The organism is Streptomyces sp. NPDC005141 (assembly GCF_053599975.1).
The window spans coordinates 203664-219635 of record NZ_JBSFYW010000007.1 but is presented as its reverse complement, the minus strand read 5'-3'; the positions used below and the strand labels follow the sequence as shown (position 1 = coordinate 219635).

Sequence of the window (15972 nt, the reverse complement as noted above, 5' to 3'; positions counted from 1 at the left end):
GCGGGTGAGGCGTTGCCGGGTGCGCTGGTGGAGCGTTGGCGCTTGTTGCTCGGTGATGGTCGGTTGGTCAATGAGTACGGTCCGACCGAGGCGACCGTCGGTACGTGTGTCTTCCCGATCGAGGGCGAGCACGACGGCGTTGTGCCCATCGGCCGGCCCTTGCCCAACATGGCCATGCGTGTGCTCGACGCACGACAGCAGCCCGTCCCGGTCGGTGTGGTGGGGGAGTTGTACGTCGGCGGCTCTGGAGTGGCCCGTGGCTATACCGGTGATCCTGTGCGGACGGCTCAGCGTTTCCTGCCCGACCCCTATGGCGAGGCCGGCACGCGGCTGTATCGGACCGGGGATCTGGCTCGTTGGCGTGCGGATGGTGCGGTGGAGTTCCTGGGCCGGATCGATGATCAGGTGAAGGTGCGCGGCTATCGGATCGAACTCGGTGAGATCCGGGCCGCGTTGACCGCTCATCCGGTGGTGTCCGACGCGGCGGTGATCGTGACCGCCGATCAGCGCCTGGTCGCCTACGTCGTCGGGGGTGACCCGGAGGAGCTGGCGGAGTGGCTGAGCGGCACGCTCCCCGAGTACATGGTCCCGTCCGCGTTCGTGGAGCTGGACCGGATTCCGCTGACGGCCAACGGCAAGCTCGACCGGCGCGCTCTCCCCGACCCGGAGGCCATCGCCGCGGACACGTACATCGCGCCGCGCAGCGAGAGCGAGGAGACGATCGCCGAGGTCTGGGGCCGGGTGCTCGGCCTGGACAAGGTCGGGGTGGCGGACAACTTCTTCGACCTCGGAGGCCACTCCATCAAGGCGATCGCCCTGGTGGGAGCCCTGCGCGCCGAGGGCTTCGAGGCAGCGGTGAGCGATGTGTTCCGGCACCGGACCGTGGCCGGACTCGCGGCCGCGCTCGGAGCACCGGCCGACACGCCGGAAGAGGCACCCTCCGCCGTGGAGCCCTTCGCCCTGATCCCCGCTCGGGTGCGGGACACGCTGCCCGAGGACGTCGTCGATGCCTACCCGCTCTCGCAGGTGCAACTCGGGATGGTGCTGGAGATGCTCGCCGACGACGGCCTGAACAAGTACCACAACACCTCGACCTTCCGGATCAAGGACGGGCGGCCCTTCGACCGGGACGCGCTCGCGCGTGCCGCGCGTGCGGTCGTCGGCCGGCACGAGATGCTGCGGACCTCCATCGAGTTGGAGGACTTCGAGGTGCCGCTGCAACTGGTCCACGCGGCGGCCGAGGCGCCCGTGGTCGTACGTGATCTGCGGGGTGGCACCGCCGAGGAGTTCGAGGAGGGGCGCCGTCGGCACATCTCCCAGGAGCGCGGTGACCTGTTCGATCTCAAGAGGGCGCCGCTGCTGAGGATTTCCGCGCTCGTCGAGTCGGACGAGGCCTGGCATCTCGGATTCACCCACTGCCACGCCATCACGGAGGGCTGGAGTCAGCAGTCCCTTCTGATGGAGGTGCTCGGTCTCTACCACGCTTACGGGAGGGGGGAGGAGCCCGTGGAGCCGGAGCCCGTGGCCGTGCGGTACGCGGACTTCATCGCGGCGGAACTCGCCTCCCTGGACTCCGGGGCGGACCGCGCGTACTGGCAGCGGATCGTCGACGAGCACCATCCGTGGAGCCTGCCGGCCGACTGGGGCGACGAACCCGGCACGCCGCGCGAGGACTTCAAGCTGTCGGTGGAGTTCCGCGACATCGAACCGGGGCTGCGGGCGCTGGCGGCCGGGACGGGCACCTCGTTCAAGGCCGTTCTGCTTGCCGCGCATCTGAAGGTGCTCAGCACCCTCACCCATGAAGAGGCCTTCCAGACAGGTGTGTTGTACAGCGCGAGGCCCGAGGTCCCGGGCGTGGAGCGGGTGTACGGCATGTATCTCAACACGCTGCCGTTCGCCCACCGGCGGGGCGCCCGGACCTGGGGCGAGCTCGTCCGCCAGGTCTTCGACCGGGAGGCCGAGGTGTACGAACGCCGGCGGCATCCGCTGCCGGCCGTGCAGCGACTCGCGGGCGGCCGAAGGCTGTTCGACGTCATGTTCCGCTACCAGGACTTCCATCAGGTCGACACCGGAACGGTCGACGTGCAGGCCGGCGCCGGAGACAGCTCGAACGAGTTCACGCTCTCCCTCGCCAATGTGCCGGGGCGTCTCGTCCTGCGGGCGATCAGCACCGGGCTGAGCCGGTCCAACGCCGAGCGGCTCGCCGGAATGTACCGGGTCGTGCTCGAAGCCATGGCTGCGGGCCAGGGCGGCGACGCTCGGGCGACGGTCGTCCCGGAGGCGGAGCGCGCGCAGATCCTTGAGGACTGGAACGACACCGAGGTGGAGTGGGAATGAGCAATCCCCGACAAGGACCACGCCGCGTGCACCAGGTGTTCGCGGACGTTGCCGCCGACCGCCCGGAGACCGTGGCCGTCGAGGCGGTGGACGGAACCCTGACGTACGGCGAACTCGACCGGCAGGCCAACCGTGTCGCTCACCGGCTGCGGGCGGCGGGTGTCGGCCCCGAGTCCGTGGTGGGCGTGCTGCTGCGCCGCCGCCGGGGCCTGCTGCCCGTGCTCCTCGGCATCTGGAAGGCCGGCGGTTCCCACCTGCCGCTGGATCCGGCACTCCCGCGCGACCGCCTCGCCTACATGCTCAGCGCGGCGGGCGCCCGGCTCGTGCTGACCGAGAGGGACCTGGCGGAGCGCCTGGGGCCCGGCCCCGACCGGCCACGACCCGACTCCCCGCGACGCGCTTCCCCGCGTTCCGTCGAGCCTGGTTCCGTGGAGCAGCGTTCCACCGAGCAGGGTTCCATCGACGCGGGTTCAGCCGAGTCGCGTTCCTTCGAGTCGCGTTCCATCGAGTCGAGTTCCATCGAGCGGGTTTCCGGCGGGCCGCGTCCGGACGCCTCCGGCCGCTTCGACGGCGTACTCCTGGATCTGGACGAGGAGCGGGACGGGATCGCCGGACAGCCGGACACGGCACCCGAGTCGGACCTCGGGGCGGCGGACGGGCCGCCGGACATTCTGCAACACAGCCTCGCCTACACGCTCTTCACCTCCGGCTCGACCGGACGGCCCAAAGGCGTGCAGATCGCCCACCGTTCGCTCCTGAATCTCCTCTTCTCGATGCGGGAGCGCTTCCGGTCCGGGCCCGATCACATCTGGTTGGCGGCGACTTCGCTGTCGTTCGACATCTCCGCGGCCGAGCTGTATCTGCCGCTGCTCACCGGCGGCAGGATCGTCCTTGCCGGTGACGAGCAGACGGGTGACTCCGGGGCGCTGCTGGAGCTGATCGACGGCCGGGCGGTCACCCATGTGCAGGCCACCCCAGCGGGCTGGAAGCTGTTGCGGGCCGCCGGGTTCGAGCACCGGACCGTCACCGCCATCACCACGGGGGAGGCCTGTCCGCCGCCCCTGGCACGGGAGTTGCACGGACATGTGGAACGGCTCGTCGACCTGTACGGGCCGACCGAGACGACCATCTGGGCCACCGGATGGGAGGTCGAGGCGGGAGTGGCCACGGTGCCGATCGGCCGCCCGATCCACAACATGCGGGCCTACGTGCTCGACACGGCGCTCCAGCCCGTCCCGGTGGGTGTGGTCGGCGAACTGTACGTGGGCGGCACCGGAGTGGCCCGCGGCTATGTGGGGCGGCCCGCCCTGACCGCCGAGCGGTTTCTGCCCGAGCCGTTCGGCGGGGCGCCGGGCTCGCGCATGTACCGGACCGGTGACCTGGCGCGCTATCGCGCGGACGGCGAACTGGAGTACCTGGGCCGCGAGGACCACCAGGTGAAGATCCGCGGCTACCGCATCGAACTCGGCGAGATCGAGGAGCGGTTGCTGGGCCGGGAGGGTGTGCGGGACGCCGTCGTCGTGGTCCGTGAGGACCCGGGCGGGGAGAAGTGGCTGGCAGCGTACGTCGCCGTCGACCCCGCCTCGGCCACGGACCAGGAGACGCTGCGCGTGGGCCTGACGGCGGAACTCCCCTCGTACATGGTGCCCGCGGCGTTCGTCCTGCTCGACGAGCTCCCGCTGAACGCGGCCGGCAAGATCGACCGCAAGGCGCTCCCGGCCCCCGGCCGTTCGGCGCTGGTCGCCGACGGGGCGTACGTCGCACCGCGCACCCCGACCGAGCAGCGGATGGCGGACGTCTGTGCCGAGGTGCTGGGCGTCCCGGACGTGGGTGTTCGCGACCGGCTGGCCGATCTCGGGGCCGATTCCATGCGGATCGTCCATGTCCTCGCGGCCGCCCGTCGCGCAGGCCTCGCCCTTACCTTGCGCATGCTCCTCGACAACGGAACGATCGAGGACCTCGCGACGGCCCTCGAAGCGACGGGAACGACAAGGGGAGAGACACCGACGATGACGACCGGCGCCGGCAGTGGTCCCTCCCCGGCCGAGATCGAGCGGATCATGGCACAGCACCGGATCCCGGGCGCGGCCGTCGCGCTGCTGCGCGACGGCGAACCCGTCGGCGTGCACTGCCACGGAATCCGCTCCACCGGGACGGGCGCACCGGTCACCCTGCACACCCGCTTCCAGGCCGGCTCCCTCAGCAAGCACCTCTCGGCCTACGCCGCGCTGCGCCTCGTCGACCGCGGCGCGCTCGACCTCGACGGGGATCTTGACGGCGTCCTCATCAGCCGTACGCTGCCGAAGGCGTCCGGCGGGCGGCCCGTGACGCTGCGCCAGTGTCTGTCCAACACCTCGGGTCTCGCGGGCTCTCAGGCCACCTGGTGGCGACCCGACGAGGTGATGCCGGACCTCTCCGGCATCCTGGACCAGGTCCGGGCGGAGCACGAGCCCGGCTCCCTGTTCCGCAAGGACGGTGCCCAGTGGGCGGTGGTCGAGCAGGTCGTGGCCGATGTCACGGGCCAGGACTTCGACAAGGCCGTCCAGGAGCTGGTCTTCGAGCCGCTGGGTATGCGGGACAGCGCCTTCGGCGCACCGGGCGGCCCGGACGCGGCGACGGGACACGACCAGCACGGGCGTGAACTCGTGGGCGGCCACCGGGTGCGCCCGGTGCGGGCGGGCAGCGGTCTGTGGTCCACACCGGCCGACCTGGCCGTTTTCGCCGGGGCCCTGCGCCGCGCGCACCGAGGCCTGTGCGACCTGTTGTCCGCACGTCTGGCGGGCGTCATGCTCACCGAGGCCTTTCCCGGCAGCTTCTACGGATTGGGCACCGTGATCGACGGCACCCAGGGCGAGCCCGAATTCGGCCACGGCGGCCAGACCGCCGGATTCCGCGCGCTCTCCTCGGTGCGGCTGCGGTCCGGCACCGGCCTCGTCGTGATGACGAACTCGGACAACGGCAAGGAGGTCCACCGGGCCGTCGCCGCCGCTCTCGGAAGGATCATCTCCGTGTAGGGCGTGTCCAGTCGATCGATCACGGCGGAGAGCATCGACGAGGCGCTGTTGGTCTCCTCCACCGTGATCGACCGGACAGGTTCTGGCGCAAGGCGCCGTCAAGCCAAAGAAGGCGACGGATAACGCAGGAATAACGGTCCTGCATAGCTTCTCCACCGAGTCAAGTTCCGCACATGTCAGAACGGGGGGTGCCGAATGGACTTCCAAGTCCTCGGCCCGGTGGAAGCCCGCAAGGGTGGCGTAAGAATCGCACTGTCCGGATCCAAGGTGCACACGGTCCTCGCGAGCCTGCTGCTCGCCCGGGGACGCGTCGTCTCCGACGATCGACTGAGTTCCATGTTGTGGGGGTGGGAGCCGCCCGCCACGGCGGGAGCGCAGATCTACACCTATATGTCGCGCCTGCGCAAGCTGCTCGGCGCCGACGTCGAGATCGACCGGCGCCCGCCGGGTTACGTCCTGCGGGCGCCGCACAGCACGATCGACCTCCTGGAGTTCGAGCAGCTCGACCGGGAGGGACGTACGGCTCTCGGCCGCGGCCGTCATCGGGAGGCCAGCACCCTGCTGAGCCGGGCGCTCGGCCTGTGGCACGGCGCCGCGCTCGGCAACGTGACGGAGTACTTGGCGGGCGCCGAACTGGCCCGCCTCGAGGAACTGCGTCTGCACGCCCTGGAGAGCCGCGTCGAAGCCGACCTGGAGCTCGGCCGGCACGAGCAGCTCACCGCCGAACTCACGGGCCTGGTAGCCGAGTTCCCTCTGCGCGAGAAGCTGCGTGCCCAGCTGATGACGGCCTTCTTCCGCTGCGGCCAGCAGGCCGACGCGCTGCACACCTACCACGAGGGCCGCAAGGTGCTCGACGAGCAGCTGGGCATCGAGCCCGGTGAGGCCCTCGGCGCCACCTATCAGGCAGTCCTCGTCGGCAGTCTCGGTGTCAGGAGCAGGAGCGTCACCCCGCTCCGGACGGTCGGCTCCGCCGCGTACGCCGACGAGGACAGCGCTGACCCCTATGGGCCGAGCCCGGCCACCCTTCCTCCGGACATCGAGGACTTCATCGGGCGCGAGGAGGAACTGGCGGCTCTGTGCGGGCAGTTGGCCGAGTCGCGCAAGGGTGGCGGACCGCGCGCCCTGCTGGTGACCGGCATGGCCGGCGTCGGCAAGACCGCGCTCGCGGTACGGGCCGCGCACCGCAGCGCCGGACACTTCCCCGACGGTCAGCTCTTCGCCGAACTCGCCCACCCCGACGGCCGCCCCAAGCGGCTGGAGGAGGTCCTGACGGTCCTCCTCAACGCTCTCGGGGCGCCGGTCGAGGGCACGGGTCGCGGCGCCGGGATCGACGAACTGATCCGCCGCTACCGGACCCGTACGGCGGGCAGGCGTCTGCTCGTGGTCCTCGACGGCGCTGTGGACAGCCGGGAACTGGACCTGCTGCTGCCGGGGTCGGCGGCGGCCGCCGTCCTCATCACGGGGCGGGCGAGGCTGACCAGAGTGACCCAGGCGAGGACCACCGTCCTCACCCCCTTCGAGCGGGACACCTCGTACGAGCTGCTGGCGGCCGGCGTCGGCCGGCGAAGGCTGCTCGCCGAACCCGATGCCACGAACGCGGTTCTCGCCTACTGCGCGGGGCTGCCGCTCGCGGTGCGCATCGCGGGCAGCCGGCTGGCAGCCAGGTCGCACTGGCCGGTCTCCTGGCTGGCGTCGCGGCTCGCGGAGCCCGAGCATCGGCTGCGTGAACTCTCGTACGGAGGGCTGGAGTTACGTCGCTCACTGCTTCCCTCCTTGCGGCAGCTGCCCGGACAGGCCGGGCGCACGCTCGTCCGCCTCGCGGGGATCGGCACTGAGCCCTTCCCCGCCCAGCGGGCCGCCCGTCATCTGGCCGAGCCGGAGTCCGCGGCCGAGGAGAGTCTGGAACACCTGGTGGACGCCGCGCTGCTCGACATCTGCGGGGTCGACCGTCTGGGCCGGCCGCTGTACCGCTTCCACGAGCTGGTCCTGCTCTTCGCGGAGTCTCTTGCGAATGCACATCGCGAACGGGAGAGGTCCGCCGCGGCGAGCTGAGGACAGCGCTGCTCACGGTTCGAGATACGGCCTGAACCGGGCCGACACAGGTCCGGCTCCGCCGATGCGGGGCCGGACCGGTCTGTCGACGGTGGGCTGCTCAGTGCCAGTCCTCTTCGTCGAGGCCGACGACCGTCGAACTGGCCGGACCGGTGGCATTTGTAGCGGCTCCGGCGAGAGGTCCCGCCGCGCCGAGCGCGCAGAGCGCGATGATCCAGACCGTGACTATCTGCCTCGCGGCCGCGCTCCAGGTGTTCTGCATGGCGACTCCCCATTCGTTGGCGGTGGCGGGTGCGCTGGGTGGCGGTGCTCGGCACAGGCGCCCTCGTTCGCAATCGAAACTAGGGGCACCGGGCTTCGGCCCCCTATCGATCCGCTTTCGTCCCGCATCTCACCGACACCCCGGTGCACCGGGCACCGCCGCAGACGTCCTCCAGTTCGGCACAAACCGCCGACTCGCCGACCCGCCGACCCGCGCAGAGCCCCGCCCCGCCCGGATCGTGCTCAGGGGCGCGCGGCGGATGTCGGTCCGGGTCCCGCTTCGGGCGTACCCCGGCTCAGTTCCGGTGTGCCGGCGTCGTGGCCGCGGTGCGTGTCGCGCTTCCGCGGTCCTGGAAATCGCCCGCCGATGCCGATGCCGATGCCGATGCCGATGCCGACGCCTGCGATGAGGCGCTCTCCGGACGCAGCGCGTCCAGGGCACCGTCGACCCGTTCCAGCCAGGACTTCACATCGATCCGGGCGAAGCAGTCCCGGGCCTCCGTCAGATGGCGCAGGGCGCGGGCCCGGTGACCGCACTTGGCGCAGGCCTCGCCCAGGATCAGCTTGATCCTCCCCTCCACCAGCGGATTGCTGACCTGTTCCGCCGCGTCGAGGGCCTGCGTCAGGGTCATCCGGGCCTGCTCCCAGCGGCCCGCCCCGAGCCGGACCTCGCCGAGCGCGAGGAGCCCGTGCGCGAGCCCCAGCGTGTCGGAGTTGTCCTGCACGATCCGGACCATGCGCAACAGGGCCTCCTCGGCCCGGACGAATCGCCCCTGGGCGAGCAGCACCCGGCCCAGCCGGTGTGTGGCGAGCGCGAGACTGCGCGAGCCGCCCTCCCCGATGGCCTCGGCGACCCGGACGGACTCGCGGGCCAGTTCGGCCGCCCGGTCGACGCAGCCGCGGTCGAGCTCGATCTGCGCCATGTTGTTGAGGACGTGGGCCTCCGAGGAGAGGTCGCCCACCGCTCGGAACACCTCGAGGGCCTCCGTGCTGCGGCTCATCGCTCTCGTCAGTTCGCCGCGCATCTCGTCGATCATCGCCATGCTGCGCAGCACCAGCGCCCGGCCGTGCCGCTCCCCGGCCCGGGTGTGCAGGGCCAGCGCGGCGGCGAAGTTCTCGTCGGCCTCCGGGAAACGCCGCAGCCGCATCTCCAGGGCACCCAGGATGTGCAGCATCGCGCCCTGCCCCCGGACGTTCCCGGCGGCCCGCGTCGCGGCCAGGGCGTGCTCCGCGCAGGCGCGCCAGTCGTCGGTGTGGTCCCGGGTCTCGAAGAGCACCACCGTGGACATGGCGAGGTCCCAGGCGAGTTCGTCCAGGCCCAGCTCCGCCGCCTGTTCCACCACGGCGGACAGGGTGAGGCGTTCCGCCTCCAGCCACTTCAGGGGCCGGTTCGCGAGATCGGCGGCCACGTCGGCGGGCAGCGGACGGCGCGGGGCGGTGCCGTGGATGATGCTGAAGTCACCGCCGTAGAAGCGCCGGTGGGCCTGGTCGGCCAGGGACAGCGCACCGCTGAAGACCCGTTCCCGCGCGGCCTGCCGCTGCGGCTCGGACTCCTCGTCGTGGGCGCGCTCATGGGCGTACAGCCTGAGCAGGTTCTGGAAGCGGTAGCGCGGCCGGCCCGTCGCGTCGGTACCGGCGACGTCCAGGAACTGCGCGTCGACCAGCTGCTCCAGGAGACGCTCCGCCGTCGCGGAGTCCGTGTCCAGGACCGCGGCGCCGAGCCACGGCGCGAAGTCGGGGATCTCCAGCAGGCCGAGCAGCCGGTAGAGCCGGGCGGCCTCGTCGCTCAGGTGGCGATAGCTCAGCGCGAAACCGGCTCTGACCTGTGACTCGCCCTCGCTCAGCTCGTCCAGCCTGCGCCGCTCGTCACTGAGCAGCGCGACGAGCCGCGCCACGGTCCAGTGCGGTTTGGCGGCGAGCCGGGCTCCGGCGATCCTCAGGGCGAGCGGCAGCCGGTCGCAGAGCTCGGCGACCCGGGCGACGGACGCGGGGTCGTCCGCGACACGCCGTTCGCCGACGATCCGCCCGAGCAGCTCGACCGCCTCGGGTGCGGTCAGGCGGCCCAGCTGCACCCGGCAACGCGGTGGCCAGGCGACGAGCTCGGCGAGCTGCTCCCGGCTGGTGATCAGCACGCAGCAGCCGGGGCTGCTGGGCAGCAGCGGCACGATGTGCGGGTAGGAGTGCACATTGTCGAGGACCACGAGGACCCGCCGTTCGGCCAGGATGCTGCGGTACAGCGCCGCCCGCTCCTCGAGGCCGACGGGTATGCGGTCGGCGGGCGCACCGAGCGCGCGCAGGAACCGGCCGAGAACCTCACCGGCCGGGGTCGGTTCGTGGTTCTCGTCGTAGCCGCGCAGATCGGCGAAGAGGTGACCGTCGGGGAAGTGCCCGGCGACGCTGTGCGCCCAGTGCACGGCCAGGCAGGTCTTGCCCAGGCCGCCGACTCCGGTGATGAGACCGGCCGTCGGCCCCCGTACCTCCTCCGTGCGATCCAGCAGAGCGTCCAGCAGTGTCATTTCCTCCGTGCGACCGGTGAACCCCGCGACGTCCGGCGGCAGTTCGAACGGCTTGGCCGCCGGGTCGCGCGGCCGCTCGTGCTCCGGGGCGGCCTGCTCCCGGTCGCGGGCGGCGGGAACGACGTCGTCGTGCAGGATCGCGTCGTGCAACTCGCGTAGAGCCGGGCCCGGTTCGAGCCCGAGTTCGTTGACGAACAGCCGCCGCCCTAATCGGAACGTCTCCAGCGCCTCGGCGCGACGGCCGGAACGATACTGCGCGGTGATCAGGTGGTGCCGGGTCCGCTCCCGCATGGGGTGTGCGCGGACGGTGGCGGCCAGTTCCGGAATGACTCTCTGGTGATGGCCGAGTTCGAGCTCTACGGCGATCGCGTCGTCGTAGGTGTTGAGGCGCAGTTCCTCCAGCCGCCGCGCCTCGTCCTCCACCGCCGCTCCGGTCACCCCCGCGAGTGCGGGGCCGTGCCACAGACGCAGTGCCTCGGAGTAGTGCCGGGCGGCGTCGGCGAGCCGCTTCCCCTGTACGGCGTGTTCGGCCCGGGAGACGAGCGCCGAGAATTCGAGGTTGTCGAGCTGATGACCGCCGACGCGCAGCAGATATCCCGGATGCGCGGTGACGATGACTTCCCCGGCGATTCCAGCCTTCCTGATTGATTTGCGCAAGGCGGCTATGCAAATCGAAACCTGGGTGCGCGCCGTGGCGGGCGGTTGGTCTCCCCAGACCGCGTCGACCAGTTTGTCTACAGATACGGTCCTCTCCGGATTGAGCAACAAGAGTGCCAGAATGGTGCGATGGCGCGGCCCGCCCACCTTCACCTGTACATCGTGTGCGAGTACGCCCAGCGGACCGAGAATCTTGAAGCGCAACGGCTTCTCCACTTGCCCTCCCCTGCTCCGAAGTCCCTGCCGAAGCTCGCGGGTGCCCCGTGACGGGCCATGGTTGATCCATTCTATGCACCCGGGGATGTGGAATTGTTAATTCCAGCGGAAGGGCCGGATTTGGTTGTTTCTGAATACGCGTCAGTAGAGTTGATGTTGAGTAAAGGATTCTGTTTGCGGATCAATAACCCGGGCGGAAGTTATTTCCTGAACAAGTCTCAGCTTCCCCCGGCGGAGTTCGGTTCTATCGGCTGGACTTCTCCGGGCCCTTCAGGGCCGGTGGCGCAAGGGGTGATCGGCCGGGATCTCGACCAGCACGATTTCGGTTCCGTCCGGGTCGGCGATCCACATCTCGATGAGCCCCCACGGCTCGCGCACCGGCCCACGCGCCACCTCGACACCGGCGGCCGTCAGTTCCTCGTGGGCCGCCGTCACGTCCGCGACCTGGAGCCACAGCTTCAGCGCGGGGGAGGGCGGCGTCTCGGACCGACCGGCGACTTCCAGGAAGCCGCCGCCGAGGAAGTACACGGTCCCGCGTTCGGGTCCCGTACCGAACTCGCGGTAGATGTCCAGGCCGAGCTGCTCGCCGTAGAAGGCACGCGAGCGCTCCGGGTCGGTCGGGCGCAGAAGGGTCCGGCTGCTCAGTACATGCACCATGCACCCGGAGCCTAGAGGAGGGTTACGCTCGGGCGTGCCCAGCCGCGCCACTGAATGGAGAACCGCTCCCATGGAAACCGCCGCCGCCACCGGACTGACCTTCCGCGACGCCACCGACAGCGATGTGGACGCCCTGGTCGAGCTGATCGACTCGGCGTACCGAGGGGACTCCAGCCGGATCGGCTGGACCACGGAGGCGGACATCCTCCAGGGGCAGCGGACGGACGTCGAGGCGGTGCTCGCCGTCGTGAAGGCGCCCGACAGCCGGCTTCTCATCGTGGAGCGGGACGGCGCGCTCGTCGCCTGCTGCCAGCTGGAGCACCGCGGCGACCACGCCTACTTCGGCATGTTCGCGGTCAGTCCCGCGCTCCAGGGCGGCGGCCTCGGCAAGGTGATCATCACCGAGGCGGAGCGGACGGTCCGTGAGGCGTGGGGCGTCACGGAGATGCACATGACCGTGATCTCCGTACGCGAGGACCTCATCGCCTGGTACGAGCGGCGCGGCTACCGCCGTACGGGACGGATGACGCCCTTCCCGTACGGCGACGAGCGCTTCGGCATCCCGCAGCGGGACGACCTGCGCTTCGAGCTGCTGGTCAAGCCGCTCGCCCAGGTCTGATCCGGGCGACCGCGGCGGAGGCCGTCCGGGGCGGTCGGGCATCCTGCCCCGCCGAGTGTCGCGATCACGCGAGAACCGGCCGCCCTCGGCCCGACCGCCGCCCTCGGTCAGCGGCCCGGCCGCTCGGGCCCGTCACGCCCGAGCGGCCCCTGTCCGCCGCTGCCCGCCTCGTCCCCGTCAGGCCGTGAAGCGGCCGGTGCGCTTGATCTCGGGGTAGTCGGTCGTGGCGCCGTCCAGCTCCAGGGCGCGCACCAGCCGGAGCTGGTCCTGGGTGTTCACCACCCAGCCGATGATCCGTAGGTCTGCCTTGCGGGCCGCTTCGACGACCTCCAGGCTCAGCCTGCGGATGTTGAGACAGACGGTCGCGGCGCCGACCTCCACGGCGCGGTCCACGACATCGATGCCGTAGCGGCTGGCGATCAGCGCGGTACGGACGCCCGGCACCAGCCGGGCGATCTCGTCGACCGCCTCGTCGTGGAACGACGACACCTCGACCCGTCCGACCAGGTCGTGCCGCTGCATCACCTCGGCGAGGGCCCTGGCCGCCGCGACATCCTTGATCTCGGCCTGCAGCGGTGTCCTGACGGCTTCCAGAACCTCTTCGAAGACGGGGACGCGCTCACCGCGCCCCGCGTCCAGCGCGCGCAGCTCCGCGAGCGTCTTCTCGACGATCGGCCCCGAGCCGTCGGTCGTACGGTCCACGTCGGAGTCGTGCATGACGACGAGGGCGCCGTCCTTGCTCAGATGCAGATCGAGTTCGATCAGGTCGAGGCCCGCGTTCTGGGCGGCGACGAAGGAACGGAGGGTGTTCTCGGGCTCGACACCCATCACTCCGCGATGACCGATGGTGAGGAAGTTCAAGATTCGACTCGCTTCCGTCGACGGCGGCTCGGCTCGCGCGTGGTTCCGACGGGGGCGTCCACGCGGCAAGGCCGCAGCCTAATGGCCTGACTGTGCGATGTACCCGTTCCTACGCGGGTCAATGGGAGTGTCGGGCTCACTCGGGGCACGGGGCGTGTCGGAGGGGGCGGAACGGGGGAGACATGCCCCGCGTCGCCGGACGGGCCGTTCCAGCCCGTTCGCCGAGTCCCTCCGCCCGCTCCGGAAGAGGTGTCGCGATGCCGAACGAACCCGCGCCCGACGTTCTCGCTCTCATCGACGCCATCAAGGTCCACTTCCCGGACATCGGCGGCGCCGTGACCGAAGCGGCCGAGGCCCGCCGCATCCTCGCCGCCGCACCCGCGTGGCCCTTCGAGCCGCCGGCGGTCGGCTCGGTCGAGAACCGGGCGATACCCGGCCCCGAGGGAGCGCCGGACATCCCCGTACGCGTCTATCTGCCCACTCCGGCTCCGGCGGCCGGAGCCGAGCCGGCCGTCTCTCCCCGCCCCACCGTGGTCTTCTTCCACGGAGGCGGCTGGGTCATCGGCGGACTGGACACGCACGACCCCGTCGCGCGGGCCCTGTGCCGGGACGCCGGTGCGGCCGTCGTGTCGGTCGGCTACCGGCTCGCCCCGGAGGCACGCTTCCCCGCGGCCGTCGACGACGCCTACGCCGCACTGTGCTGGGCCGCCGAACACATCGGCGAACTGGGCGCGGATCAGGATGCGTTGGTCGTCGCGGGCGACAGCGCGGGCGGCAACCTCGCGGCCGTCGCCGCGCTCGTCGCCCGCGACCGGGGCGGCCCGGCACTCGCGCTCCAGGTGCTCCTCTACCCGGCGACGGACGCGCGGCCGGGAGACGGCGCGCCCTCCACGGGCGGCCCCGCGTACTTCCTCACGGCGACGCACGGCCGGTGGTTCGTCGAGCAGTACTTCGGTCCCGAGGGCGACCGCGCGCACCCGTACGCCTCGCCCCTCCTGGCCGATCCGCACGGTCTGCCGCCCGCCCAGGTCGTGACCGCGGGCTTCGATCCCCTCTGTGACGAGGGCCACGCGTACGCCGTCAGGCTGAGGGAAGCCGGAGTACGGGTCACGGAGATCCACTACCCGGGCATGTTCCACGGGTTCTTCGGCTTTCCCGAGCTTCTCGCCGACGCCCGCGCCGCCCAGCAGGCTGTGGCGGATGTCATTGCCGCGACGGTGTCTGGCAGGAAAAAGAGCGGTGAAGGTGTGGGTGCGCAGGACAATCTCCCGGGTTCCCTCTTGCGGGAAGGAACCTCGCAAACATACGGTGTTCATACGCGAGGTTTTCCTGTGGAGGATGGGACATGACGGAAGTTCTTGTGCAGGTGGGTACGGAGGAGCGGGTTCCTCCCGTGGCCAGGGTGGTGGAGCACCCGGCATGGCCCGTGCTCAAGGCTGCCGTGGAGGAGATCCGGCCGTGGCAGTCCAAGGACGGCTCCATCGACTTCGAGGGTGACGCCGCCCCCGACGTCTCCGACATCGAGCTGGCCGTGCGCCGTGCGATAGACGCGATCGAGCGGCTCTCCCCGCTGCTGCCCCACGACGTCGCCTACCACGAGGCGCTCGTGAAGGACCTGCGCGGCTGGGCCGACGGCGGCTTCAAGGTGCCCGACTTCCTCGACTCGCTGCTGGCCTTCCAGCCCGCCGCGCACCGTGAGGACGGGCTCCAGCACCTGGTCGTCTTCCCGATGTACACGCAGAACGGCAACCCGGACCGCAACTTCGAAGCGGTCGTGCTGCGCATGGTGTGGCCCGAATGGCTGGCCGAACTGGAGCGCACCCGCTACGACAATCCGCTGTTCTGCGGCATCACTTTCGAGGACTTCACCGCGGGTTACGACACCAATTCGGCCGTTCTCTTCCCGGAGACGATCGCGGTGCGCGAGGCGCCCGAGCGCTTCTCCTGGGGCGGCATCTTCTGCGACCGCGAGGCCGCCCGCTTCCGTGCCGTCACCGACGCCGCCGTGGACACCCTCGGTCTCGAGCTGCCCGAGGACATCGCCGCCATGGTCCACGACCAGGAGCGCTGCGAGAAGGCCTTCGTGCTCTGGGACATGGTCCACGACCGCACCCACAGCCACGGTGACCTGCCGTTCGACCCGTTCATGATCAAGCAGCGCCAGCCGTTCTGGATGTACGGCCTGGAGGAGCTGCGCTGCGACCTCACCGCCTTCAAGGAGGCCGTGAAGCTGGAGTCCGAGGGCAACGAGCACGGCCGCGACGTGCAGTACGCCGTGCTCTTCGACCGGATGTTCCGCTTCCCCGTCACCGGCGACCGCGTCCGCAACTACGACGGTCTCGGCGGCCAGCTGCTCTTCGCCTACCTGCACAAGCACGACGTCGTCCGCTGGACCGACAACAAGCTGCACATCGACTGGCAGCGCGCCCCGCAGGTCACCAACCAGCTGTGCTCCGAGATCGAGGACCTGTACCGGGCGGGCATCGACCGCCCCAAGCTCGTCCACTGGTTCAAGGCGTACGAGCTCGTCTCCACCTACCTCGCCCCGCACCCGGGCTCCCGCTGGGCCAAGGGTCCGGACGCCCTCGACCTGTCCCAGCCGCCGCGCAAGCTCGTCGACGACGTGCTTCCGGACGAGTTTCCCCTGAGCATGTTCTATGAGGCGCTCTCCAAGAAGCTGAAGAACGTGATCGCCTCCACCAAGGGCATCACCGCGGCCGACTCCGAGCGGATCGCCGCGTGACCGACCGCGGTACCGAGAACATTGCTCAGGAGGCGAAGA

General features: G+C 70.6%; 10 protein-coding genes. 6 read left to right on the top strand and 4 right to left on the bottom strand.

Going from position 1 to position 15972, the window contains the following annotated elements:
* From ACWD68_RS08495 to ACWD68_RS08485, 3 genes are all read left to right on the top strand, one after another.
* Window positions 1-2337, top strand: a 2337-nt coding sequence (locus ACWD68_RS08495; protein ID WP_451805701.1) for a condensation domain-containing protein, incomplete at its 5' end; no start/stop codon positions are given.
* Window positions 2334-5351, top strand: a complete 3018-nt coding sequence (locus tag ACWD68_RS08490; protein ID WP_451805700.1) for a non-ribosomal peptide synthetase — start codon at window positions 2334-2336, stop codon at window positions 5349-5351. The genes ACWD68_RS08495 and ACWD68_RS08490, both read left to right, overlap by 4 nt.
* 195 nt (window positions 5352-5546) lie before the next feature.
* Window positions 5547-7403 (top strand): BTAD domain-containing putative transcriptional regulator, encoded by a 1857-nt coding sequence (locus ACWD68_RS08485; protein WP_451805699.1) that lies wholly within the window; start codon window positions 5547-5549, stop codon window positions 7401-7403.
* A gap of 100 nt (window positions 7404-7503) precedes the next feature.
* Here ACWD68_RS08485 and ACWD68_RS08480 read toward each other — a convergent pair whose 3' ends face one another.
* The 3 genes from ACWD68_RS08480 to ACWD68_RS08470 form a co-directional block, all read right to left on the bottom strand.
* Complete coding sequence (locus tag ACWD68_RS08480; RefSeq protein WP_451805698.1) at window positions 7504-7665, bottom strand: hypothetical protein; 162 nt, start codon at window positions 7663-7665, stop codon at window positions 7504-7506.
* Window positions 7666-7960: 295 nt separating this feature from the next.
* The gene (locus ACWD68_RS08475) at window positions 7961-11053 is read right to left on the bottom strand and encodes a BTAD domain-containing putative transcriptional regulator (protein WP_451805697.1); all 3093 of its coding nucleotides are present in this window, start codon (window positions 11051-11053) and stop codon (window positions 7961-7963) included.
* A gap of 270 nt (window positions 11054-11323) precedes the next feature.
* A complete protein-coding gene (locus ACWD68_RS08470; protein ID WP_451805696.1) occupies window positions 11324-11710 on the bottom strand; it encodes a VOC family protein in 387 nt (128 codons plus the stop codon).
* 70 nt (window positions 11711-11780) lie between these two features.
* On the opposite strand from ACWD68_RS08470, the gene ACWD68_RS08465 reads away from it, so the two are divergent.
* Window positions 11781-12329, top strand: a complete 549-nt coding sequence (locus ACWD68_RS08465; RefSeq protein WP_451805695.1) for a GNAT family N-acetyltransferase — start codon at window positions 11781-11783, stop codon at window positions 12327-12329.
* Window positions 12330-12506: 177 nt separating this feature from the next.
* Here the strand turns inward: ACWD68_RS08465 and ACWD68_RS08460 are convergent, their stop codons facing one another.
* Window positions 12507-13190, bottom strand: coding sequence for a glycerophosphodiester phosphodiesterase (locus ACWD68_RS08460; RefSeq protein WP_451805694.1), 684 nt, complete (start codon window positions 13188-13190; stop codon window positions 12507-12509).
* Window positions 13191-13447: 257 nt separating this feature from the next.
* Here ACWD68_RS08460 and ACWD68_RS08455 point away from each other — a divergent pair, with 257 nt between their 5' ends.
* Together ACWD68_RS08455 and ACWD68_RS08450 are read left to right on the top strand one after the other, a co-directional pair.
* A complete protein-coding gene (locus ACWD68_RS08455) occupies window positions 13448-14539 on the top strand; it encodes an alpha/beta hydrolase (protein ID WP_451805693.1) in 1092 nt (363 codons plus the stop codon).
* The gene (locus ACWD68_RS08450; RefSeq protein WP_451805692.1) at window positions 14536-15933 is read left to right on the top strand and encodes a DUF6421 family protein; all 1398 of its coding nucleotides are present in this window, start codon (window positions 14536-14538) and stop codon (window positions 15931-15933) included. The genes ACWD68_RS08455 and ACWD68_RS08450 overlap by 4 nt, the downstream gene beginning before the upstream one ends.
* Window positions 15934-15972: the final 39 nt, after the last annotated feature.

Bases quoted from the DNA above. Each gene is read 5' to 3' on its own strand.
- ACWD68_RS08455 (WP_451805693.1), top strand. From the start codon at position 13,448: ATGCCGAACGAACCCGCGCCCGACGTTCTCGCTCTCATCGACGCCATC.
- ACWD68_RS08490 (WP_451805700.1), top strand. From the start codon at position 2,334: ATGAGCAATCCCCGACAAGGACCACGCCGCGTGCACCAGGTGTTCGCG.
- ACWD68_RS08450 (WP_451805692.1), top strand. From the start codon at position 14,536: ATGACGGAAGTTCTTGTGCAGGTGGGTACGGAGGAGCGGGTTCCTCCC.
- ACWD68_RS08480 (WP_451805698.1), bottom strand. From the start codon at position 7,665: ATGCAGAACACCTGGAGCGCGGCCGCGAGGCAGATAGTCACGGTCTGG.
- ACWD68_RS08470 (WP_451805696.1), bottom strand. From the start codon at position 11,710: ATGGTGCATGTACTGAGCAGCCGGACCCTTCTGCGCCCGACCGACCCG.
- ACWD68_RS08485 (WP_451805699.1), top strand. From the start codon at position 5,547: ATGGACTTCCAAGTCCTCGGCCCGGTGGAAGCCCGCAAGGGTGGCGTA.
- ACWD68_RS08465 (WP_451805695.1), top strand. From the start codon at position 11,781: ATGGAAACCGCCGCCGCCACCGGACTGACCTTCCGCGACGCCACCGAC.